Origin of the sequence: Lentibacillus salicampi (genome assembly GCF_004565465.1) — a bacterium.
Taxonomy (GTDB): Bacteria; Bacillota; Bacilli; order Bacillales; family Amphibacillaceae; genus Lentibacillus; species Lentibacillus salicampi.
In genome coordinates this window covers 1-21,021 of the sequence record NZ_SRHY01000003.1, presented here as the reverse complement: position 1 = coordinate 21,021, position 21,021 = coordinate 1, and the positions used below count along the sequence as shown (strand labels likewise).

Annotated in this window: 20 protein-coding genes; 5 read left to right on the top strand and 15 right to left on the bottom strand. The window is 43.9% G+C overall.

The genetic code is table 11. The annotated features are described in order from the left end of the window. Positions 1-28: 28 nt before the first annotated feature. The 7 genes from pyk to dnaE form a co-directional block, all read right to left on the bottom strand. On the bottom strand, positions 29-1,789 hold the full coding sequence (gene pyk / locus E4U82_RS03565; RefSeq protein ID WP_135108675.1) for a pyruvate kinase: 1,761 nt from the start codon (positions 1,787-1,789) through the stop codon (positions 29-31). A gap of 21 nt (positions 1,790-1,810) precedes the next feature. Next, the gene (gene pfkA / locus E4U82_RS03560; RefSeq protein WP_135108674.1) at positions 1,811-2,770 is read right to left on the bottom strand and encodes a 6-phosphofructokinase; all 960 of its coding nucleotides are present in this window, start codon (positions 2,768-2,770) and stop codon (positions 1,811-1,813) included. 211 nt (positions 2,771-2,981) lie between these two features. Continuing rightward, positions 2,982-3,932 carry an acetyl-CoA carboxylase carboxyl transferase subunit alpha gene (gene accA / locus E4U82_RS03555; RefSeq protein ID WP_135108673.1) on the bottom strand — a complete coding sequence of 317 codons (951 nt, stop codon included), beginning with the start codon at positions 3,930-3,932 and terminating at the stop codon, positions 2,982-2,984. After that, positions 3,929-4,789, bottom strand: a complete 861-nt coding sequence (gene accD, locus E4U82_RS03550; RefSeq protein ID WP_135108672.1) for an acetyl-CoA carboxylase, carboxyltransferase subunit beta — start codon at positions 4,787-4,789, stop codon at positions 3,929-3,931. Before accD ends, accA begins: the two co-directional genes overlap by 4 nt. Positions 4,790-4,907: 118 nt before the next feature. Continuing rightward, entirely contained in the window at positions 4,908-5,522 is a 615-nt protein-coding gene (locus E4U82_RS03545) for a FadR/GntR family transcriptional regulator (protein ID WP_245183523.1), read from the bottom strand. Positions 5,523-5,591: 69 nt separating this feature from the next. After that, the gene (gene ystJ / locus E4U82_RS03540; protein WP_167751327.1) at positions 5,592-6,800 is read right to left on the bottom strand and encodes an NADP-dependent malic enzyme; all 1,209 of its coding nucleotides are present in this window, start codon (positions 6,798-6,800) and stop codon (positions 5,592-5,594) included. A gap of 233 nt (positions 6,801-7,033) precedes the next feature. After that, the gene (dnaE, locus tag E4U82_RS03535) at positions 7,034-10,399 is read right to left on the bottom strand and encodes a DNA polymerase III subunit alpha (protein WP_135108669.1); all 3,366 of its coding nucleotides are present in this window, start codon (positions 10,397-10,399) and stop codon (positions 7,034-7,036) included. Between the two features lie 147 nt (positions 10,400-10,546). Here dnaE and ytrH point away from each other — a divergent pair, with 147 nt between their 5' ends. From ytrH to E4U82_RS03520, 3 genes are all read left to right on the top strand, one after another. Further along, positions 10,547-10,879 carry a sporulation membrane protein YtrH gene (gene ytrH / locus E4U82_RS03530; RefSeq protein WP_135108668.1) on the top strand — a complete coding sequence of 111 codons (333 nt, stop codon included), beginning with the start codon at positions 10,547-10,549 and terminating at the stop codon, positions 10,877-10,879. Then, entirely contained in the window at positions 10,879-11,379 is a 501-nt protein-coding gene (ytrI, locus tag E4U82_RS03525) for a sporulation membrane protein YtrI (RefSeq protein WP_135108667.1), read from the top strand. The genes ytrH and ytrI overlap by 1 nt, the downstream gene beginning before the upstream one ends. Before the next feature lie 105 nt (positions 11,380-11,484). After that, positions 11,485-11,682 (top strand): YtzJ family protein, encoded by a 198-nt coding sequence (locus E4U82_RS03520; protein WP_135108666.1) that lies wholly within the window; start codon positions 11,485-11,487, stop codon positions 11,680-11,682. 285 nt (positions 11,683-11,967) lie between these two features. On the opposite strand, the gene E4U82_RS03515 is transcribed toward E4U82_RS03520, so the two are convergent. After that, a complete protein-coding gene (locus E4U82_RS03515; RefSeq protein ID WP_135108665.1) occupies positions 11,968-12,915 on the bottom strand; it encodes a DHH family phosphoesterase in 948 nt (315 codons plus the stop codon). Between the two features lie 105 nt (positions 12,916-13,020). On the opposite strand from E4U82_RS03515, the gene E4U82_RS03510 reads away from it, so the two are divergent. Beyond that, a complete protein-coding gene (locus E4U82_RS03510) occupies positions 13,021-13,314 on the top strand; it encodes a YtpI family protein (protein ID WP_135108664.1) in 294 nt (97 codons plus the stop codon). A gap of 17 nt (positions 13,315-13,331) precedes the next feature. Here E4U82_RS03510 and E4U82_RS03505 read toward each other — a convergent pair whose 3' ends face one another. From E4U82_RS03505 to E4U82_RS03485, 5 genes are all read right to left on the bottom strand, one after another. Continuing rightward, entirely contained in the window at positions 13,332-14,639 is a 1,308-nt protein-coding gene (locus E4U82_RS03505; protein WP_135108663.1) for a DRTGG domain-containing protein, read from the bottom strand. A 78-nt stretch (positions 14,640-14,717) separates the two neighbouring features. Continuing rightward, on the bottom strand, positions 14,718-14,939 hold the full coding sequence (locus E4U82_RS03500) for a hypothetical protein (protein ID WP_135108662.1): 222 nt from the start codon (positions 14,937-14,939) through the stop codon (positions 14,718-14,720). Between the two features lie 77 nt (positions 14,940-15,016). Beyond that, positions 15,017-15,772 carry a prepilin peptidase gene (locus tag E4U82_RS03495; protein ID WP_135108661.1) on the bottom strand — a complete coding sequence of 252 codons (756 nt, stop codon included), beginning with the start codon at positions 15,770-15,772 and terminating at the stop codon, positions 15,017-15,019. Positions 15,773-15,891: 119 nt separating this feature from the next. Beyond that, positions 15,892-16,572 carry a metal-dependent hydrolase gene (locus E4U82_RS03490; RefSeq protein WP_135108660.1) on the bottom strand — a complete coding sequence of 227 codons (681 nt, stop codon included), beginning with the start codon at positions 16,570-16,572 and terminating at the stop codon, positions 15,892-15,894. A gap of 106 nt (positions 16,573-16,678) precedes the next feature. Further along, positions 16,679-17,350 carry a PspA/IM30 family protein gene (locus E4U82_RS03485; protein ID WP_135108659.1) on the bottom strand — a complete coding sequence of 224 codons (672 nt, stop codon included), beginning with the start codon at positions 17,348-17,350 and terminating at the stop codon, positions 16,679-16,681. Positions 17,351-17,513: 163 nt separating this feature from the next. Between E4U82_RS03485 and E4U82_RS03480 the strand changes: the two genes are divergently transcribed. Continuing rightward, positions 17,514-18,611, top strand: a complete 1,098-nt coding sequence (locus tag E4U82_RS03480) for a M24 family metallopeptidase (protein ID WP_135108658.1) — start codon at positions 17,514-17,516, stop codon at positions 18,609-18,611. Positions 18,612-18,874: 263 nt separating this feature from the next. Here E4U82_RS03480 and ald read toward each other — a convergent pair whose 3' ends face one another. Both ald and E4U82_RS03470 read right to left on the bottom strand, forming a co-directional pair. Further along, complete coding sequence (gene ald / locus E4U82_RS03475; RefSeq protein ID WP_135108657.1) at positions 18,875-19,993, bottom strand: alanine dehydrogenase; 1,119 nt, start codon at positions 19,991-19,993, stop codon at positions 18,875-18,877. An 87-nt stretch (positions 19,994-20,080) separates the two neighbouring features. Further along, a complete protein-coding gene (locus E4U82_RS03470) occupies positions 20,081-20,839 on the bottom strand; it encodes an SDR family oxidoreductase (RefSeq protein ID WP_135108656.1) in 759 nt (252 codons plus the stop codon). Positions 20,840-21,021: the final 182 nt, after the last annotated feature.

Here is a 21,021-nt window from a genome sequence, read left to right as displayed (position 1 = left end):
AATCTGTAACCCTGAAATATCAATTTTTTTACAGTACGCGTGCGTGACCGTTGTATATGTCGCCCTTTGCTCCGTCAATGGTGATATCTGTTCCATCCTGAACTTTGTCAAACACGTCTTTGACACCGACAATGACCGGTATGCCCAAGCTTAATCCAACAACCGCCGCATGTGAGGTTAGCCCGCCTTCTTCTGTAACAATACCGGCTGCTTTTTCGACTGCTTCCATCATGTCGCGGTCTGTTCCATACGTAACGAGTATATCATTTTCAGTGACTCTCTCCATTGCTTCCGCGGCATTTTTTGCGACGACAGCCTTGCCGTATGCATTGCCGCGTCCAATGCCTTGCCCTTTTGCCATGACATCACCAATGACATGAACTTTCATTAAATTGGTCGTACCACTTTCACCAATTGGAACTCCAGCCGTTATAATAACCCGGCTCCCGCGTTCAAATAGACCGGTGCCCAATCCCTGATCAATGGCGATATCCAGCACTTCATCCGTTGAGCCTGCTTTACTGCCCATCACAGCATGCACACCCCATACAAGTGAAAGCTGACGATTCACACTTTCATGAAACGTGACAGCAATAATCGGGGCTTCCGGCCGGTATTTCGAAATCATCCTGGCAGTATGTCCGCTTTCCGTTGGCGTGATAATGGCACTCACAGTTAAATTCATCGCAGTATGTGTGACCGATTGGCTGATCGCATCCGTTATCGTCATATCAACCGATTTCGACCGGTTATCCAGGATGAGTTTATGATCCAGGCCTGTCTCCGCCTTTAACGCAATGTTGCTCATGGTTTGGACTGATTCTACGGGGTAATCACCTGCAGCAGTTTCCCCTGAAAGCATGATGGCATCTGAACCGTCAAAAATGGCATTGGCAACATCGGAAGCTTCAGCTCTTGTCGGGCGCGGATTCCGCTGCATGGAATCAAGCATCTGGGTAGCCGTGATGACCGGTTTACCAGCTGTGTTGCATTTTGCAATCAGCTTTTTCTGAACGAGCGGCACATCCTCAGCCGGCGTTTCCACTCCAAGATCACCACGTGCGACCATCAGCCCGTTACTCACTTCCAGGATTGAATCAATATTATCAATTCCTTCCTGATTTTCGATTTTCGGAATGATTTTAATGTGTGTTGCTTCATGTTCTTCAAGCAATCCCTGTATCTCCAGGATATCGGACTGACGGCGAACAAACGATGCCGCTATAAAATCAACGCCCTGTTCAATGCCAAATTCAATATCCCTGGCATCCTTTTCCGTGATGCCAGGCAAATTCACACTGACATTCGGTACATTGACACCCTTTTTATTTTCAATGATGCCGGAATTCAATGCTTTTGTTTTCAATTCTTTCTCTTCCCGGTTAACATCCAGTACTTCCAATTCGATTAAACCGTCATCAAGCAATATTTTGGAACCCGGATGAACATCGTCAACCAGTCCGGCGTAAGTGACGGAAAAGCGTTCAGCTGTCCCTTCCACTTCATCCATGGTGACATGAACGATACTGTCTTTAACAATTTCTGCCTCACCTTGTTTGAATATGCCTGTTCTGATCTCAGGACCTTTAGTATCCAGAAGAATCGCGATGGTTTCCCCTGTTTTTGCTGCTGCCTCCCGGATATTTTGAATACGGCGTTCATGTTCTTCAAAATCACCATGGGAAAAATTCAGCCGCGCAACATTCATACCACCCTCGATCAGCTGTATCAGAGTTTCGACTGATTCTGATGCAGGGCCGATCGTACATACAATTTTTGTTTTCCGCATTTCAAGCGCCTCCTTACATAATTAAATCGATAATTCCTTGGATAATTGATACATGTTCATATCGATTGTATGTTTCTCTGCTAACACTTCCGAAATATCATGACTGACCAACTGATTATTTTGGATTCCCGCTATTTTTCCCGCTTGACCACTCAATAGCAAGTCAACTGCCTGGGCGCCAAGCCGGCTTGCCAGCACACGATCAGACGCAGTCGGTGATCCGCCGCGCTGGATATGGCCTAATACAGTCACACGGGTCTTCAAATCGGCGGTTTCTTTTATTTTATCCGCATAGTCAAATGCGCTGCCGACCCCTTCTGCGAGAATGATGATGCTATGTTTTTTGCCGCGTTCCTGCCCACGCTTCAAACGATCAATAATATCATTCATCTCATCCCGTTTTTCTGGGATGAGAATACTTTCCGCACCATCGGCAAGACCGGCCCAAAGTGCCAGGTCCCCAGCATTTCTGCCCATTACCTCGATCATAAATGTCCGTTCATGTGATGAGGCCGTATCACGTATTTTGTCAATGGCTTCAATCACAGTATTTAAAGCCGTATCAAACCCGATTGTAAAATCAGTGCCAGCAATGTCATTATCAATGGTACCCGGAATTCCGATACATGGATAGCCTTTCTCAGTCAGCTTTTGGGCCCCGCGAAAGCTTCCATCACCACCGATCACAATCAGTCCTTCGATTCCATGCTTTTTCATTTGCTCAATACCTTTATTCTGTCCCTGATCGTATTTAAATTCATCACATCTGGCAGAACGTAATATCGTACCACCGCGCTGAATGATATCACCTACAGAGCCGATCGTCATCTTTTCAATATTACCGTCGATCAGACCTTGAAACCCATTTTTAACACCATATATTTCAATGTTATGGTAAATAGCTTTCCGCACCACCGCGCGGATCGCTGCGTTCATACCCGGTGCATCGCCTCCGCTCGTTAAAACACCAATCTTCTTCATGCTTTCACCTCAAGTCTCTCGTTGTCACTACTTCCAAGATAATTGTAAACAGAAAAAATATCAATTATTTCAGCTATAAATGCGTGTTCAATATAAAATCTGCTCGCAGGCTAAGTCCTTGTCGCCCCCGACGAATGACTGTTTAAACAACCATTATAAGCGCGAAAGAGGCTGACACATGTCAACCTCCTCAGGCAGGTTCTATTTTAAGCTATTTATAGTCACCCATTTTTTGATATTTTTCCCATCTGTTTTCAAGTAATGCATCTGACGGGGTGTCCATCAGTTCATCTATCGATTTGGCTAATACAGCATCAATATTCTCTGCCTGTAATTCGAGATTACGATGGGCGCCGCCTCTTGGTTCCGGAATAATATCATCAACAACATCAAGTTCTTTCAGATCATATGAAGTGATCTTCATGTTTTCCGCTGCCTGCTGTGCCATCCCGGAATCTTTCCAAAGCAATGCTGCCGCTCCTTCAGGCGAAATAACCGAGTAGGTGGAATTCTCCAGCATATGAATCCGATCGCCGACTCCAAGTCCCAGTGCACCACCGCTTCCGCCTTCACCAACAACGATACAGATGATGGGGACCCTCAGTCCGGCCATCTCCATCAGGTTTTTGGCGATTGCTTCACTTTGACCGCGTTCTTCAGCAGCCTTTCCCGGATAGGCGCCTTTGGTATCGATGAAACATATAATGGGCCGGCTGAACTTCTCAGCCTGCTGCATATGCCGCAATGCTTTCCTGTACCCTTCAGGATGAGGCATGCCAAAGTTGCGGCGGATATTTTCTTTCGTATCCTTTCCGCGTTGATGTCCGATGACGGTTACAGGCTTATTCTGATAAAGGGCAATACCTGCGATAATGGCCTCATCATCACCATAGAAACGATCACCATGAAATTCAATAAAATCCGTAAACAATCGCTCAACGTAATCCAATGTCGTCGGCCGCTCCTGATGTCTGGCCATCTGAACGCGCTGCCACGGTTGGAGGTTACCATAGATGTCGTTTTCCAGCGTTTCCAGGCGCTTTTCCAGTGTACTGATTTCGTCTGTTAAATCCATGTCGCTGTCTTCGGTAAACGACTTTAACTCAACAATTTTTTCTCTTAAATCGGCAATCGGCTTTTCAAAATCCAGTACTTGTTTCACGATTTTTCCCCGCCTTTCTGATGCATGGAAACCAATTTTGAAAGGAGAGACTTCAATTCGTGCCGGTGTATAACCTTGTCAAGCTGACCGTGCTTTAATAGAAATTCGGCCGTCTGAAAATCATCCGGCAGCTTTTCACGAATGGTCTGTTCAATAATGCGGCGCCCGGCAAAACCAATCAAGGCGCCCGGCTCAGCAAAATTATAATCACCAATCGATGCAAAGCTTGCAGACACCCCACCGGTCGTCGGGTGTGTCATAACGGAAATCATCAAACCGCCCGCTTCAGAAAAACGCTTCACGGCAACTGACGTTTTGGCCATTTGCATCAGGCTTAAAACACCTTCCTGCATCCGGGCGCCACCTGAAGCAGTAAAAATAATAAACGGAAGTGACTGGTCATTGGCGTTCTCGATTGCCCGGGCAATCTTTTCACCCACAACCGATCCCATACTCCCCATTCGAAAATTCGAATCCATGACACTAAATGCGGTCATATGCCCGTCAATCAATCCTTTTCCGGTCACGACACTTTCATTCAGACCGGTCTTTTGGCGGTCCTTCTCAATTTTTTCTTCATAACCGGGAAATTGTAACGGGTTTGTTGTTGTAAGCTGCTGGTCCCACTCCTCAAATGACCCCTCATCGACTAAACTGTCAATCCGGTCCCAGGCCGTCAGCGGGTGATGATAACCACAGTTTGGACAAACATTGATGTTTTTGTTCATTTCTTTGCGATAATAGATTTTATGACAATTGCTGCATTTTTTCATTAACCCTTCAGGAACATCATGCTTGCTTTGTTCACTTGGAATGGTAGCATATTTCTTTTTCTTGCCAAAAAAATCTTTAAGCAAGGGAATTCCTCCTTTTTTAACAACAGCAAGGGCAAGCGCTTGTGTTTATTAAACGCCTGTAGATACAATTCAACTGATATCCAGTCTCTCAAGGGGTAAAAAGCCGAAAAGCCGGAAATTATTTTTTTACCGGCAATGTATTAAACAAATCTTCTATTTTACCATAATCATTTGATTGATAAAGATGGATCAGCTTCAAATAAAATGACTGATCATAAGAAAGACTGGCAATCGTATAGGAAAATTCATCCATCAACTGCCACACCCTGGCGAGCAGCAGATTTTCAGTTTTATAAAATAAGTATTGGAAAAAAGCCACATGTTTTTCATTACTGTTCAATGTATTGTCATGAATAATCCCATACAACTCGCCGATATCTTCATCACGAATATACGCATACGCGATTCTGGCCGCTTCTTTTTCAATAATTTTTTTGGCAAATAATAGATCACTCTTTGTTTTAGCTTCCTGAAGAATAAATGACGACAGAACTTCAACTGAGTGATACGGCTGGTAATGGCTTAAAAATGTGCCTTCTCCATGCTTCGTTTCTATCAGTCCTAATAACTCCATTGCCCTTAATGCTTCACGGACCGAGGATCTTCCGGCCTGCAGCTTTTCAGAAAGTTCCCGCTCAGATGGAAGTTTATCGCCCGGTCTCAGCTCATGATCATCGATATACTTGCGGATTTCCTGTAAAACCCCTTGGTATACTTTGTGTTTTGGTGACATGGACACAGCCGCAGCCACTCCTTTAAGAGGTTGTTCAAAACGTCTGGTGAACTCGGACTTTAAGAGTTTCTATTCCTCATCAATTTTTGTCAGCTTTCGTGTTTTTTCGGCGACACTTTCCGGATCAACTTCGATTCTTGCCACGCCCGATTCCATAGCCGCACGGGCAACACTGGATGCTACCAGAGGTGCGACTCTTGAGTCAAACGGGCCCGGTATCACATAATCTTCCGTTAACTCATCATCGGTTATAAGTGACGCAATTGCTTCAGCTGCAGCAATCTTCATTTTTTCATTAATACGGGTTGCCCTGACATCCAATGCCCCTCTGAAAATACCAGGGAAGGCAAGGACGTTATTAACCTGATTTGGGTGATCAGAGCGTCCGGTGCCAATCACTTTGACACCTGCTTCTTTTGCATCGTCTGGTGTAATTTCCGGATCAGGGTTTGCCATCGCAAAAATAATGGGGTCATCGCTCATTTTTTGGACCATTTCTTTCGATAACAATCCGCCAACGGAAACCCCGATAAAGACATCCGCATCTTCCAGGACCGTGTCCAGTGAGCCTTCTTGCTTATCCTTGTTAGTCATTTTGGCGACTTCTTCCTTAACCTCGTTCATGCCATATGATCTTCCCTCAAAAATGGCACCTTTAGAATCACACATAATCATGTCACGCACACCGAGGTTATACAATAATTTTATAATGGCGATTCCGGCAGCACCTGCACCATTCGCCACGACTTTAATATCCGAAAACGATTTGTCCGATAGTTTCAGAGCATTCATCAATCCGGCTACGGTAACAATAGCTGTTCCATGCTGATCATCATGAAAAATAGGAATACTGGTCTCTTTTTTCAGGCGTTCTTCAATAATGAAACAGTTTGGTGCTGCGATATCTTCCAGATTAACCCCGCCAAATGTCGGTTGCATCAATTTAACGGTCTCAACAATCTTTTCGACATCATGTGATTCGAGACAAATTGGAAAAGAATCAACGCCTGCGAAGCTTTTAAACAGGACGGACTTCCCTTCCATGACTGGCAACGCCGCTTCAGGTCCAATATTGCCGAGTCCCAGGACAGCAGACCCGTCACTCACAACTGCAACCATATTGCCCTTCATGGTATAATCATAAACCGCACCTTTACGGTCGTAGATTTCTTTACAAGGCTCTGCCACACCAGGGGAATAGGCTAAGCTTAAATCCCGGGCATTGCGAACGGGGACTTTTGTTTCTGTGGAAAGTTTTCCTTTGTTCATTTTATGCATATGCAACGCTTCGTCTCTTAAATTTGGCACACTGCTCACTCCTTTATAGGGTAGCCCAAAAAGTCACGTCGAACCTCCCGGCAAACCGTCCACATCATGCAGGAGGTTCGGAAGGCTCCAGGATCCAACTCCTTTGGAATTCAAATTAACAAGGTGGTCTGACCACTTACTGGTTTCATTATAACAAATCGCTTGTCTATGTAAAGCGAAAATAGCCTTTATAAACGATTACCTTATGATCTTTCAACCTGATTCAATACAACATTATCTGTCCCAAAATGATTTCTGAGCGATTCAAGACATTCGTGATCCGCCTGAATTAAATAGGCATACGATAACTGGTAGGTCGTCCTTTCCCCCTGATCATAAACTATAACAGGGGTCCTGCCACGATGTTGGTTTGCCATGTTTTTCAAGACTTCTATAGCATTTTCACGTTTACCATCTGTTATTTTAATGAATAAACGCTCGTTCTGATCAACCTCCCATTCCTGCTCGTTCAACGCATCCATACCGGACATAATCCACTGTAGCTGATGGTTCCGGCTTTCAACTTTTCCGGTAAATGTTACCATCATCTCTTCTAGAAGCCAGCGGTGAACGTCTCTGTACAGATCAGGGAAAACGACGGCTTCCATGTCGCTTGTTTCATCGCTTATCGTTAAAAATGCCATTGGGTCGCCGCGCTTCGTACGGATTGTTTTAATGGTTTGTACGATCCCAGCACTCTTCAGGTTCCGTTTTTTAGTCAATTTTTGTGCATCTGTCATCGTGATATAACCATTGGCCTTTAATACAGACCGGTAATTATAAAACGGATGACTGGAGACATAAATGCCCAGGAGTTCTTTCTCATCAGCCAGCTTTTTCATCAGACTGAAATCTTCTATCGCGACATAATTTTCTTCCAAATCAAGTTTGTCCTGAAATAAACTTGACTGGCCGCCGAACTCTTTAAACAGCTCACCTTGTTCCAAAGCTTGATCAATCGATGCCAGGAGACTTGCGCGGTTGTCATACAGCATATCAAAAGTACCAGCCATGATCAGCGTCTCCAATGTTCGACGATTGATTACTGACACCGATACCCGCAGGCAAAAGTCAAACAAACTTTTGAATGGGCCGTCTTTTCGCACTCGAATGATTTCTTTAATGACCTGATGTCCGATGCCTTTAATGGATTGGAACCCCATCCGTATCTGATGATTCTCTACAGAATATTTACCAAAACTGTGATTAATGGCGGGCGGAGCTAATGATAAACCCGATGCCTTCAATTCTTTGATATACATATCTGCTTTATCCTGCTGATTGACGGCAGAGCTCAATAATTCCGCAAAGAAGCTGGCAGGATAATGAGTCTTTAGATAGGCCAGCTGATAAGCGATCTTACTGTAGGCAACCGCATGACTCCTGTTAAAGCCGTAGTTGGAAAATTTGACAATCCACTGGAACATTTCCTCAGCAACAGACGCCGTGTATCCATTATCCAGGCAGCCCTGAACAAAGGTGTCATGCTGTTCATCCATCAGGTGCTGCTGTTTTTTACTGACTGCCCGGCGCAAGATATCTGCCTGTCCCAGTGAAAGTCCCGCAATTTTATGGGCAATTTGCATAATTTGTTCCTGGTAAATCAGAACCCCGTATGTTTTTTTCAAAATCGGCTCCAGATCGGGGTGCGGATAGTCGATTAGCTCTTTCCCATGTTTGCGACCAATGTAAACCGGAATATTTTCCATCGGGCCTGGGCGGAATAAAGCATTGACCGCCACAATATCCTCAAATGTTGTCGGTTGTAAGCGTGTCAGTACTTGTTTCATACCTTGTGACTCCAGTTGAAAAACACCGTTCGTTCGCCCTTTTTGCAGTAGTGAGTACGTTTCAGCGTCTTCTTCCGGTATATCCGCCAGTGTGATTGTTTGATTGGCTGAATAGCGGAGTGTCTGCAAAATTCTCTCTAATAATGTTAAGTTGCGCAATCCCAGAAAGTCCATTTTTAACAGACCGATTGATTCGAGATCATTCATGGCATACTGGGTCAAGTAGGTTTCGTGCGTACCAATAGTCAGTGGCACATGTTCAACAAGTGGTTCCTCACTGATAACGACACCGGCAGCATGTGTGGACATATGTCTCGGCAGTCCTTCCAATTTCGCTGCAATGGTGAATAAAATTTTCAGTTTGTCCGATTGCTTGATATACTGCTGCAGATCCTGTGATTCTTTCACAAACGCTGCAATCGGTTGTTTTGCCTGAACGGGAATTTCTTTTAAAATAAAATAAGCGTCCTGCTGGTCAACATCCATTGTTTTAAAAAGTTCACGCAGTAAGGACCGGGCTGCAAACGTACCAAACGTAATAATTTGCCCAACATGATCATGGCCATACTTGTTCCGGACATAATCAATGACCTCATCCCGTCTGTTGTCGGAAAAATCAATGTCAATATCGGGCATCGTCACACGTTCGGGATTCAGGAATCGTTCAAACAATAGATCGTATTTGATCGGATCAACCTCCGTAATCCCCAGTACATAAGCAACAAGTGAACCAGCAGCAGACCCCCTGCCCGGTCCGACCAATATGTTGTGTTCCTTTGCATAAGAAACAAAATCCCAGACAATCAGAAAATAATCACTGAACTGCATCGACTGGATAATCCCCAGTTCATAGGTAAGTCGATCAGCAATTTCGTCTGTGACAACTCGATATTTTCGTTGTACATTTTCCCTGCATAATTTTTCGAGGTATGTATGGGCATCCGTCTGTTCCGGAACTGGATAAGATGGCAGCATTCTTCTGTCAAAATCCAGGTTCACATGACAGCGATCTGCGATGACACCACTCTCCCGAACCACTTCAGGCCAATCGTCTCCAAACAGTTCTTCCATCTCAGACGCTGATCGCAGGTGGCGGTCTTGAACAGTGCGGTCTGTTATACGAAGCGGCCATTTTTTATCCTGTTTCATCACGCGCAGACAATCATAGGCGGCATCATCTTTCCTGTCTAAATACCTGACATCGTTCACCAAGACGGCTTTTGTTTCGTGCGTTTCCTGGAAAGCTTTGATGGCCTGGTTTATCCTGTGTTCTACAGGCTGCCCATGGTCCTGAACGCCGAGATAAAGATCTTCCCGCTCAAACATATGCCAAGCTGCCTTCAAGTATGCCTGGACCTGATCATACGGTTCCTCCACTAATAATCCGCCCAGTCTGGATTCAGCTGTCAAGATGATACAGACCAGATCATCACTGTATGACGCCAGTTCCGAATGGCTGATGGCGTCTGTTTGCGATAACTGAATATGTGTACTTAATTGAATCAAATTTTGGTATCCTTGGTTATTTTCAGCCAAAAGCACACAATAGTCTGGGTGTTCCCCCTCAGAAGTAACGGTCACGTTCATACCAATGATCGGCTTAATCCCATTCATTTGGCATGCCTTATAAAATGGGATAGCACCATATAAAACATGTTCATCGGTAAGTGCCAGCGCATCAAATTGCAGCTCCCGTGCTTTTTTAACCAATTTTTCGATGGTTATGGTGCTGTTCATGAAGCTGTATCCACTTCGAACTTGCAAATGTGTAAACGCCATGCTATCCCACTTCTCCTTTTTCACTCTATACTCTTATTATAGCTAATCCCGAAAAAAACTGCATTTGATACATTTCACGCATCTCGGCATATCTTGTCCATCCATATCATAAAATTTAACAATATATATCGTTAAGGGGCGTAAATGATGGAAGAACGGTTCATAGCGCAGCTCATTCATTGTTTTTTTATAGCATTCGGTGTCATTATAGGCGGGGCCATCATTGGCAGTATCGGCGCATTTGCAACAGGTGATGCCCCATTCACCCAAATGAACAGAATTGCAGATCGATTAAGAATCTGGGCCATTGTAGCAGCGATTGGCGGTACATTTGATGCCATCGCCAATTTTGAAAAAGGAGTTTTGGACGGATCAACCTTTGACCTGTTTAAACAAATCATGCTTATTTTAACCGCGATGGGCGGCGTTAAAGCCGGAATCCTCATTATCAGCTGGCTGATCCAGGAGGATGTCGGCTAATGCATATTCCCCCGTATCATAAAAAGAAGTCTGTTCAACGATTTTTGGCCGGAACGTTTGCCGGGGCGGTCATTGCCTATCTTCTATTTGTCTATATGCATGGATCAATGTACAGTCACCTTCTGGAAGAAAATCGTGATCTGAAATCAGAGGTAACTGAACTTAGGAATCAGAATGAAGCATTGCTAGAGGACAACGAAAACCTCGGCGAAAAATCAAAAGAACCGATTAAAGTGGAAACAATTGACATAACGATTACAAACGAAGAAGATCTGTCAGATAGCTTAATTATACATGACCTGGAGGAATTGATAAGGGAGGAAATCACACATATTGTAGGCAAAAATGTATCGATTATTTCTGAAAGTGATGACTTATTAAAGGCGACCATTGAAGGCAAGGATTTTACAGTTGATGATTTCACGTACCAGTTTACGGTTGAGACACTTGTCATCCATCAAACGGTTAAAATCGCCGTTGAGGCGGATATTTCCAATTAATATGAATATTTCATGAAATATTGCCAGAATTACGGTCATTTTTGCTCTTAACGACTATACTAATAGTAGTACCAGATGACTTTTTCAGGAGGGAGTTGAATTCATATGTATGTTATCCATCAACAACAATTACGTGATGAGAAAATGACCCGGCTGAAAGAAGGAAAATCGGCTTATGCGGAATCAGCAGAGTTGATTCGGCTGATGCAGCGCGCGATTCAACGGGAAGAACTCTACGTCCACTATGATCAGGCAAACACCGGATGCTGGTTTATTCCCCTTCCAGCACGGAAAAGCTCCTAGCATCGTTAAATTCACCTTTACCCCGGCCGTTCATGCATATAACAGCTAGAACATTACTTACATTCCTAATTTAAAGAAGGCTGAGACAAATTTAGCAAAATAAAATTCCGAGCAATGATTGAAAATTCCTTAGAGAAATTTAAAATCTGTTCGGATTTTTATTTTATAGTGAGATGTGTTTAGCATTAGCGAAGTATTTTTTCAAAATGATGGTTCACACATCTTAACTCATACGTTTTTATATTAGATGTTTGAGTTTTGTTCCAACCCCAGCCCCTAATCGTACTACGCTTCATAATTCCTGCATACCTCATCAAGGTCTTTAATCACCTTATCGGTTTCCTCCCAGGTGCTGACAGTTGCACCTGAGGCCATTGGATGTCCGCCACCATTATATTTAGCGGCGATGCCATTGATAACAGGGCCTTTTGAACGTAAACGCACCCTGATTATATCTTCTTCTTCAATAAATAGTACCCAGGCTTTAATTCCTTCAATATCCCCGAGGACCCCTACAAGCTGACCGGTTTCCATGGGACTGACACCATATTCGTCCAACAGGGCTTTGGTCAATTTCACTGAGCTCAATCCGGATTCTGAAAGCTTAAATTGCTGCAGAACATAACCCTGCAGTTTCGCCATATTGTTCTTAATGCAGTAGATACCATCATAAAGACTCGAACGGTCAAAATGATGCGTCACAAGCTCAGCGGCATGCTGGAACGTTTTCTTTGTTGTACTCGGGAACAAAAACCTTCCCGTATCACCGACGATTCCGGCGTAAAGCAGGCGAGCAGCTTCATCGCTAATGATAAACCCTTCATGTTTCGCTGTTAAGTAAAAATCATAGATCATTTCACTCGTCGAACTCGCGGTCGTATCTACCCAAGCCACGTCCCCATAATCGTCCACAACTGGGTGGTGATCAATTTTAATCAATTTATCTCCCAAATCATAACGTTCATCACTTATACGGGTGGCATTAGCGGTATCACAGACAATGACAAGTGCGTTTTCGTATGTATGATCGTCGAGATGATCCATTGTTGCCAGAAAATCCAGGGATGGATCCTGTTCACCGGTGATATAGACATTTTTATCCGGAAATGATTGTGCAATAATCTCTTTCAGGCCCGCCTGTGAACCGTATGCATCCGGATCAGGCCGGACATGCCGGTGGATAATAATTGTGTCATAAGTTTTGATTGCCTGTATAATAGGTTGTATGCTCATTTAATTCTCCTGACTTTGTCACATTTAATTGATTTGGATTACTTTCCTAATGGTACAAAACAAGCTACACTGTATAAAGACTTAAATGGATTAGGAGCAGATGTTATGATTATTTTTCCAATGATTATCGTACTCTCACTCGTTTTGTGGGTTTATTACAAAGTAGCCATTGTCAAAAGTGATGACAGGCTGACTCAAGCTTATTTTAACGCAAAGTCACGGATTTGTCTCGGAAGTTTTATTTTCTTTTTTGCCATTAACCAATATCTATTTTATCAAACACGGATTTCGTTATTTATCGGGATTGTTTTTCTGATTTTCGGCGGCACGAATTTATATGTTGGCATGAAAGAAACCAAACACTACCGTCATGAATGGAGGCGGCTACATGCGGAGTAAACAGCCGCCTCCAGCGCTTAACGGTCGATTAATTGGGCCATGAGGAGACCTTTTCCGACCATTGTCTTGCCGTTAAAAACTTCGATATCGATTTTTGCGTAAATACGTCCGGCTTCCATCAGCTTCGGCCTGATTATCACGTTGCTGTCAATTTGTACCGGCTTCAGAAAATAGACCGTCAGATTTTCCACGACAAGATCACCTTTTTTATGATGTCTTAGCAACTGACTGCTTGCTTCAGTCATTAACGATGTGAACACACCATTCGAAAGTGTGCCGAGTTGGTTGGTCATTTGCGGCGTCACATGTGCATGAAAAACGGTCTGATCCTCTTCTGCCGGAACCAGATTACTTGCAACAATATCATCAATGGTTTCACCCGTCTGTGGCTGACGCTGAATTTGCTGCAATGCTTTCAAAACGTCCTGGCGTGACACAACGCCGAGCAGTTTATAGGAGGAATCCACAACAGGGACCATCTCAATCCCTTCCCACACCATCATATGGGCCACATAAGCCAATGATGTTTTTTCCTGGGCGGTAATCGGATTCCGCGTCATCATTTTTTCAACACGCATGTCTCGGTCTTTCCCGATCAGGTCTTTTGATGTAATCATACCGGTGACACGCTCTTTTGTATCGACGACAGGGTAGCGTGTATGGGCAGACTGCGCGTTTAACACATACCAGCGCTCAAGCGTATCTTTTGTATATAAATATAACGATTCATCATAAGGTGTATAAATATCGCCGACAAATACAATTTCCTTTTTGATCAGCTGGTCGTATATCGCTCGGTTAATCATGGCAGCAACCGTAAATGTATCATAGCTTGTCGACATAATCGGAAGCTGTTTTTCATCTGCCAGCTGCTTAATGTCATCATTTGTATCAAATCCGCCCGTAATTAAAACCGCTGCCTCTTCATTTAATGCCAGTTCATGTGCCTTCACCCGGTTACCAACGATTAACAGTGAACCAGCTTCAGTATACCGCATCATGGCATCCAGCTGCATCGCTCCGATAACAAATTTATTTAATGTTTTATGCAACCCCCTCCGGCCACCTAATACTTGTCCATCAACGATTTTGATCACTTCTGCAAACGTCAGCCGTTCAAAGTTCTCCTTTTTTTTCCGCTCAATTCGAATCGTCCCCACACGTTCGATCGTACTGACAATCCCCTGATTTTCAGCTTCTTTAATGGCCCGGTAGGCAGTGCCTTCACTGACATTCAGTGTTTTTGCAATCTGTCTGACCGAAATTTTATGCCCGATTTCCAGCGATAAGATATGCTGCAAAATTTGTTCATGTTTGGTAGCCATCCGGTTCACCGACTTTCAACTGTACTAGTACGTATACTTGTCATTTATTATACAGTTGATACATTGAAACCTCAATGGTTAAGCTTGCTGCCGTGTCCCTGTTCTATCCTGTTCCATAATCGGCGGCTCGGTCATTTGCATAAGTGTAGCAAAATTCGCCCCTACCACCAGGACAAAAAAACCAAGCCATGCACCCCAAAACAGAACGGCTTCCGGTGTGACAGCACTCGGAATAACGGGCCAGGCCACATAAAGGAAAAAACCCGCCAGAAGCAACCGTAAAATCGCATAATGCTGCATGTCTATCTCCTCCCTTGCTGTTAATCTATGATAAACACGGATGGAACAGAACTTATGAGAGGGAAACGTTCATGTCTTTACATCAAATCATTAAAATACCAGCTTAATACAGCATCACCAAAGAAATAGGCTGTCATCGCTGCAACAACGATATACGGGCCGAATGGAACAGGCTGCTTCCGGTTAATGACTTTCAGTAACAACAACACGAGTCCAAGGACAGCACCGATCATGCAGGAAAGAAATAACGTCAGCAAGGTTTTTTCAAATCCCAGGATAATGCCTAAAAGACCAAACAGTTTCATATCCCCTGCCCCCATACCGCCACGGCTCACGAGAATGACCAACGCGATGATCATTCCCCCGGCAAGTGCGCCCATAATTGAGGACCACCACGGGTCAAGCGGATGAATGATACGCATCACGATAAACAGGGGCAAAAAGAAGAGCAAAATGTTGTTCGGAATCAGCATATAGGCCATGTCCGAGACAAAAATAATAACCAGCATCGATACGAATAACAATGCCGTCATCATTTCCGCATTCAATCCGACCTTGATGTAACTAAACGCAAATAATAGACCGGTTAGTAGCTCAATTAACGGGTAAAGGTATGAAATTTTTTTATGACAGTGTCTGCACCGGCCACGTTGGAATATGTAAGACAAAATGGGGATGAGTTCATACCATTTCAGCTGATGGTTGCATTGCGGGCAAATCGACCGATCATTGACGAAGGGCTGTTTAAGGGGGGCACGCAATCCGACTACATTGAAAAATGAACCGAAGATAAGTCCAAGAAGAAAAAATAGCAGTATTAACATGTTATCCATAACATTGCTCCTTATTACGTTCTATGCGGTTAAACTTATTATAGCATCTTCTTAAGGTATGTATCGTCAGAAACTTTACTGAAGTTAAAAACGTGAGCATTCCCGCTCACGTTTTTCATTTAGAGTTCCACTGAGTCTCCGATTTTCATCGCAAGTCCTTTGCCGGTTTTCACCTTGGAGGCGAAATCATCCGGATCCTGCTCAATCACTGGGAATGTATTGTAATGAACCGGAACGACGGTTTTGGCATTGATCCAGTCTGAGGCAATGAGTGCGTCATGAGGCCCCATTGTGAAATTATCACCAATTGGCACAAATGCAATGTCGATATCATTCATATCGCCGATCAGCTTCAAATCGCTAAATAAGCCAGTATCGCCGACATGGTAAAGCGTCTTGCTATCGACGGTCAGCAGGATTCCAGCCGGCATTCCGGTATAAACAATCGTACCATCTTCTTCTGTAAATGATGAACCGTGAAAAGCTTGGGTATATTTCACTTTTCCGAAATCAAATTCATGTGCGCCACCGATATGCATATTGTGTGTGTTCAACCCTTTACCCGCAAGGTAATCAGCAAGTTCATTCGGGGCTACAATCAGCGCGTCGTTGCGTTTGGCAATCGTTTCGGTATCCCCGACGTGATCATTATGCCCGTGGGTCAGCAGGATGACATCCGCTTTAACAGATGCAGCGTCAAGATCACATGCTTCGTTTCCAGAAATAAACGGGTCAATTAAAATGGTATGTTTGTCTGTTTCAACCCGAACGACAGAATGGCCATGATAGGATACTTTCATGAATATCGCTCCTTTTGCAAAATAGTCTGCGCTCTCTATATTCGATAGAGGCCCTAATGATTCCTTTACCCGTTTTAACTTTTTTTCATGCATAACGTGTAAACGACTATTCTTTTCCTATTTTCTTCTTGAGTTCAGCCAGCTCATCATCAACATCACGATGGTTATTCAATTTGTCAAATTCATCATCCAATGTACGACTTTCTTGTGAAAAGTCCTCACTGGTGTCCGCCTCTGCCTCATACTGCAGTACCTTTTCCTCCATCCGTTCAAACCCTTTTTTGGACTCATCACTGCCGATTGCAGACATGGTCCGGTTCATTTTCGTTTTGGTTTTAGCGGTTTCCGCACGAGCCTGCAGTGAATCTTTTTTCAATTTCATTTGCTGGTATTCTTTTTTCATTTCATCCAGCTTTTCGCGTAAACTATTGCTGTCTTTGTTTGCCTGCTCCCACGATTCCTGCAGTAATTCAGCCTGGTTCTGATGTTCTGCTTTATCTTCCAGTGCTCTTTTTGCCAGATCTTCATCATCTGCTTCAATCGCTTGTTCAGCCTGGTCCTGCCGTTTTTTCACCTTGGCTTGTGCATCATCTCTTTTTCGTTTAAGCATTTTTTCATTGGCCACATGTTTGGATACAGCTGATTCGACTTCCCTGATGTCACTTTCCATATCCCTGATATACTGGTCAAGCATTTTCACCGGATCCTCTGCCTTGTCAAGCATGGCATTCAACTCAGAACCAACTACTGTCGACACACGTTTGAAAAATTTAAACATACAGATAGCCTCCTTTTTAAAATTTATGTCAGTCATGGTCCGTCAGTTTGAATGATTCTCTATGTCATACGATATTGCCCGGGAAAAGTTTCAATCCTGAAGCGACTTTTTTGTATTTGGTTTGTTATAATGGACTAAATCGTATGAAGAGGGAGTGCTTACAATGACGGAAAGACTTAACACACTTTATAACGAACTGAAATCAAATAACCTGGACAGTATCCTTGTGACATCAAGCGCCAACTTTTACTACTTAAGCAATTACTATACCGATCCGCACGAACGCGTTATCGCTGTCTATGTCAGCAAGTACCACGATCCCTTACTAATTGTTCCCGCGATGGAGAAAGAAGATGCCAAAAATGCTGGATGGAAACACGAAATCATCGCGTACAGTGACAGTGAAAATCCATGGGAACTGTTTTATCAATTTCTGATGCGCAATGACAGCATTCCTGAATCCGCAGCAGTCGAGCAAAACCATCTGACAATGGAGCGGTTTCATCATATTAAGTCCGTGCTGCCGGATACCAGATTCAGCGATGCACAGGAAATACTAGCCAATTTAAGGGTGATTAAAAGCAACGAGGAATATCAGCTCCTTAAACAGGCTGCAGAGCTTGCTGATTTTGGAATCGAAACAGGAATCAGGTCCATCAATGAGGGTGTTCCTGAACTGGAAATTATTGCACGAATTGAATATGAACTGAAAAAACAAGGCGTTCAGCAAATGTCGTTTTCAACGATGGCCCTGTCCGGTGCTAAGACGGCATCGCCGCATGGGACGCCATCCATGAAAAAAGTTGAAAAAGGCGATTTGGTGCTGTTTGATCTTGGAGTCGTTTATGAAGGTTATTGTTCCGATATGACCCGGACAGTCGCTTATAAATCAATCACGCCTGAGCAGAAGACGATTTATCAAACTGTTCTTGAGGCAGAAACGAAAGCGCTCAACGCCTCCACAAAAGGAACGGCAGTCGGTGAAATTGACTCAGCTGCACGCCGGCCAATTGAACAAGCCGGTTATGGCGACTATTTTACCCATCGCGTTGGTCATGGACTCGGGATTGAAACACACGAATACCCATCCATGCATAGTCAAAACAAACTCCCACTCCAGACCGGTATGTGTTATACCATTGAGCCGGGGATTTACGTGCCAGGTCAAGGTGGCGTAAGAATTGAAGATATGGTGTTCATGACAGATAACGGCGCTGAAGCATTAACCACCTTTCCAAAAGAACTGCAGATCGTGGGATGAAGTGTGCATGAGAAGTTATTGGTCGGTTCTGTGTGCTTTTATGTTTGGTCCGATCAGGGAATCGCTTGCCGTAGATATCAACAAATAACAAAGAGCCGTCCAGTGGTGGACTGTGTTGCTCATTGGAAGTCCATAAAATTACATTTGTAAGCTGATGTACTTTTTGTGTGGCTGCCCGTCGTACAAAAATGCACCCCAATTCAGGGTGCATTTTTTATCCATTTACGTTGAACAATCTGCTACTAAATCAGAGACAGCTTTGATTATTTATTCAGCAGTGTATGCACATCATCATAATGCAAGTCATGGGCTTCAGCAACGGCTTGATATGTCACATACCCATCCACAGTGTTGATACCTTTCAGCAACGCTTCATTATCAAGACAAGCCCGCCGGTAGCCTTTATTGGCCAATTGCAGTGCATACGGCACGGTTACATTGGTCAGTCCAATCGTTGCTGTCCGCGGCACTGCGCCGGGGATATTCGGAACAGCGTAATGAACAACGCCATGTTTTTTGTATGTCGGGTTATCGTGCGACGTAATCCGGTCATTTGTTTCCACAACGCCACCCTGGTCAATGGCAACATCAACAATAACCGAATCTTCCGGCATGGCCTTGACCATTTCTTCTGTTATCAGCGTCGGCGCCTTAGCTCCTGGAATCAGAACAGCTCCAACCACAAGATCAGACTCAGACACCGCATCCGCAATGTTTTTTGGATTGGACATCAACGTGTTGACATCCGAACCAAACATTTCATCAAGTTGTCGCAGCCGTTCGGGATCCAAATCAATAATAGTCACATCGGCACCGAGCCCCATCGCAATTCTAGCCGCGTTGGTTCCGACACCGCCACCGCCGATGACCGTCACTTTTCCGCGCTGAACACCCGGAATACCGGAAAGCAGAACACCTTTCCCGTCTTTGGTTTTTTCAAGGAACTGTGCACCAATTTGTGAAGCCATCCGCCCAGCTACCTCACTCATCGGTGTCAATAGCGGCAACGCTCCATTTCCAAGTTGAACGGTCTCATAGGCGATGCCAACCACTTTTTTATCAATTAATGCTTTCGTCAATTCCGGTTCCGCTGCCAGATGCAGGAACGTTAATAAAATTTGACCTTCGTAAAAATAGCCATATTCTTCGGGCAGCGGTTCTTTGACTTTCATAACCATTTCTTTTGACCAGGCTTCTTCCGCGGTCGAGGCAATCACTGCTCCCTCATCAGCATAGGCCTCATCGGTAAAACCAGATCCCAATCCGGCACCAGTCTGCACATAAACTTCATGCCCTGCACTCTTTAATGTGACCACCCCAGCCGGTGTCATAGCAACCCGATTTTCATTGTTTTTAATTTCCTTTGGTACACCAATTTCCAATGTATATACCTCCTAGAATAATATGTAATAAAGATAATTGAAAACACTTTCATTATAACAAACTCTCTCAAAAAACACATTAAAACGTCATCGATAGCGATTGATGACGTCAATACCGCCCGTAATTTCAAAAACAGACCCTGTAATCATATCGGAATCCGGGTCACATAAATACATAATCATGCGTGCAATATCTTCTCCGGTGCCGGGCCTTCCGATTGGTGTCTTGTCATCATGCACTTTTCTGCTTTTTTCAATGCCTGCTTCCTTCATCTCGCCGACGATATTCCCCGGGCAAACCATATTCGATGTGATTTGATATTCGGCTTCTTCAAATGCCACGGTTTTCGTCAATGAAACCAAACCGCTCTTAGCCGCTGCAAATGCTGCGCGGTACAACCAACCGGAAGCACTGTTTGCTCCCTGAAAACCATAATTAACAATTCTGCCAAACCGCTGTTTTCGCATATAAGGTACTGTCTGTTTCAGTAAATAAAAGACAGCATCCAGATTACCATTAACAATTTCATCCCATTCATTATCCGAATAATCAAGCAGTTTTTTCCGTTCAAATACAAACGGTCCTGCGTTATTGATTAAATAGTCAATGCCACCATGATGATCCACTGCACGGTTCACCAAATTTGCTATGTCTTGTTTATTCGTTACATCTGCTTGTTCAATATGTAATAAATGGCTGTAAGATGCTAGTTCGTACTGGACTTCCCGGGCCTTTTCAGCATTGCTGTAATACGTTGTTGTAACACAATGGCCGGCTTCCAGAAATGCTTGGATCACCTGTCTGCCCAGACCTGATGTCCCTGCCGTTATTAATGCATGTCCCATCAACCATTCCTCCTTTTTTACATTTATAAAAGGTGAACTGCTCATGATACAGGAAATTGAACAAAATCGCTATCGCGATGGCTTAAAACCATCCCTCTCAAATATCTCAGTAAATTAAAGTGGCAGCACACTCAAATATAAGGTATTGTTAATTTACCACAAAAAACAAGCCAAAATTGAGG

What these genes read in the sequence shown, in the direction of transcription:
- E4U82_RS03545 (WP_245183523.1), bottom strand. Translation starts at nt 5,522, where the DNA reads ATGTCACCAAAACACAAAGTATACCAAGGGGTTTTACAGGAAATCCGC.
- E4U82_RS03470 (WP_135108656.1), bottom strand. Translation starts at nt 20,839, where the DNA reads ATGGGACATGCATTAATAACGGCAGGGACATCAGGTCTGGGCAGACAG.
- E4U82_RS03510 (WP_135108664.1), top strand. Translation starts at nt 13,021, where the DNA reads ATGATTATTTTTCCAATGATTATCGTACTCTCACTCGTTTTGTGGGTT.
- E4U82_RS03480 (WP_135108658.1), top strand. Translation starts at nt 17,514, where the DNA reads ATGACGGAAAGACTTAACACACTTTATAACGAACTGAAATCAAATAAC.
- E4U82_RS03490 (WP_135108660.1), bottom strand. Translation starts at nt 16,572, where the DNA reads ATGAAAGTATCCTATCATGGCCATTCTGTCGTTCGGGTTGAAACAGAC.
- ytrH (WP_135108668.1), top strand. Translation starts at nt 10,547, where the DNA reads ATGGAAGAACGGTTCATAGCGCAGCTCATTCATTGTTTTTTTATAGCA.
- E4U82_RS03500 (WP_135108662.1), bottom strand. Translation starts at nt 14,939, where the DNA reads ATGCAGCATTATGCGATTTTACGGTTGCTTCTGGCGGGTTTTTTCCTT.
- E4U82_RS03505 (WP_135108663.1), bottom strand. Translation starts at nt 14,639, where the DNA reads ATGGCTACCAAACATGAACAAATTTTGCAGCATATCTTATCGCTGGAA.
- E4U82_RS03495 (WP_135108661.1), bottom strand. Translation starts at nt 15,772, where the DNA reads ATGGATAACATGTTAATACTGCTATTTTTTCTTCTTGGACTTATCTTC.
- ystJ (WP_167751327.1), bottom strand. Translation starts at nt 6,800, where the DNA reads ATGCATAAAATGAACAAAGGAAAACTTTCCACAGAAACAAAAGTCCCC.
- pfkA (WP_135108674.1), bottom strand. Translation starts at nt 2,770, where the DNA reads ATGAAGAAGATTGGTGTTTTAACGAGCGGAGGCGATGCACCGGGTATG.
- ytrI (WP_135108667.1), top strand. Translation starts at nt 10,879, where the DNA reads ATGCATATTCCCCCGTATCATAAAAAGAAGTCTGTTCAACGATTTTTG.
- E4U82_RS03485 (WP_135108659.1), bottom strand. Translation starts at nt 17,350, where the DNA reads ATGTTTAAATTTTTCAAACGTGTGTCGACAGTAGTTGGTTCTGAGTTG.
- pyk (WP_135108675.1), bottom strand. Translation starts at nt 1,789, where the DNA reads ATGCGGAAAACAAAAATTGTATGTACGATCGGCCCTGCATCAGAATCA.
- dnaE (WP_135108669.1), bottom strand. Translation starts at nt 10,399, where the DNA reads ATGGCGTTTACACATTTGCAAGTTCGAAGTGGATACAGCTTCATGAAC.
- E4U82_RS03520 (WP_135108666.1), top strand. Translation starts at nt 11,485, where the DNA reads ATGTATGTTATCCATCAACAACAATTACGTGATGAGAAAATGACCCGG.
- E4U82_RS03515 (WP_135108665.1), bottom strand. Translation starts at nt 12,915, where the DNA reads ATGAGCATACAACCTATTATACAGGCAATCAAAACTTATGACACAATT.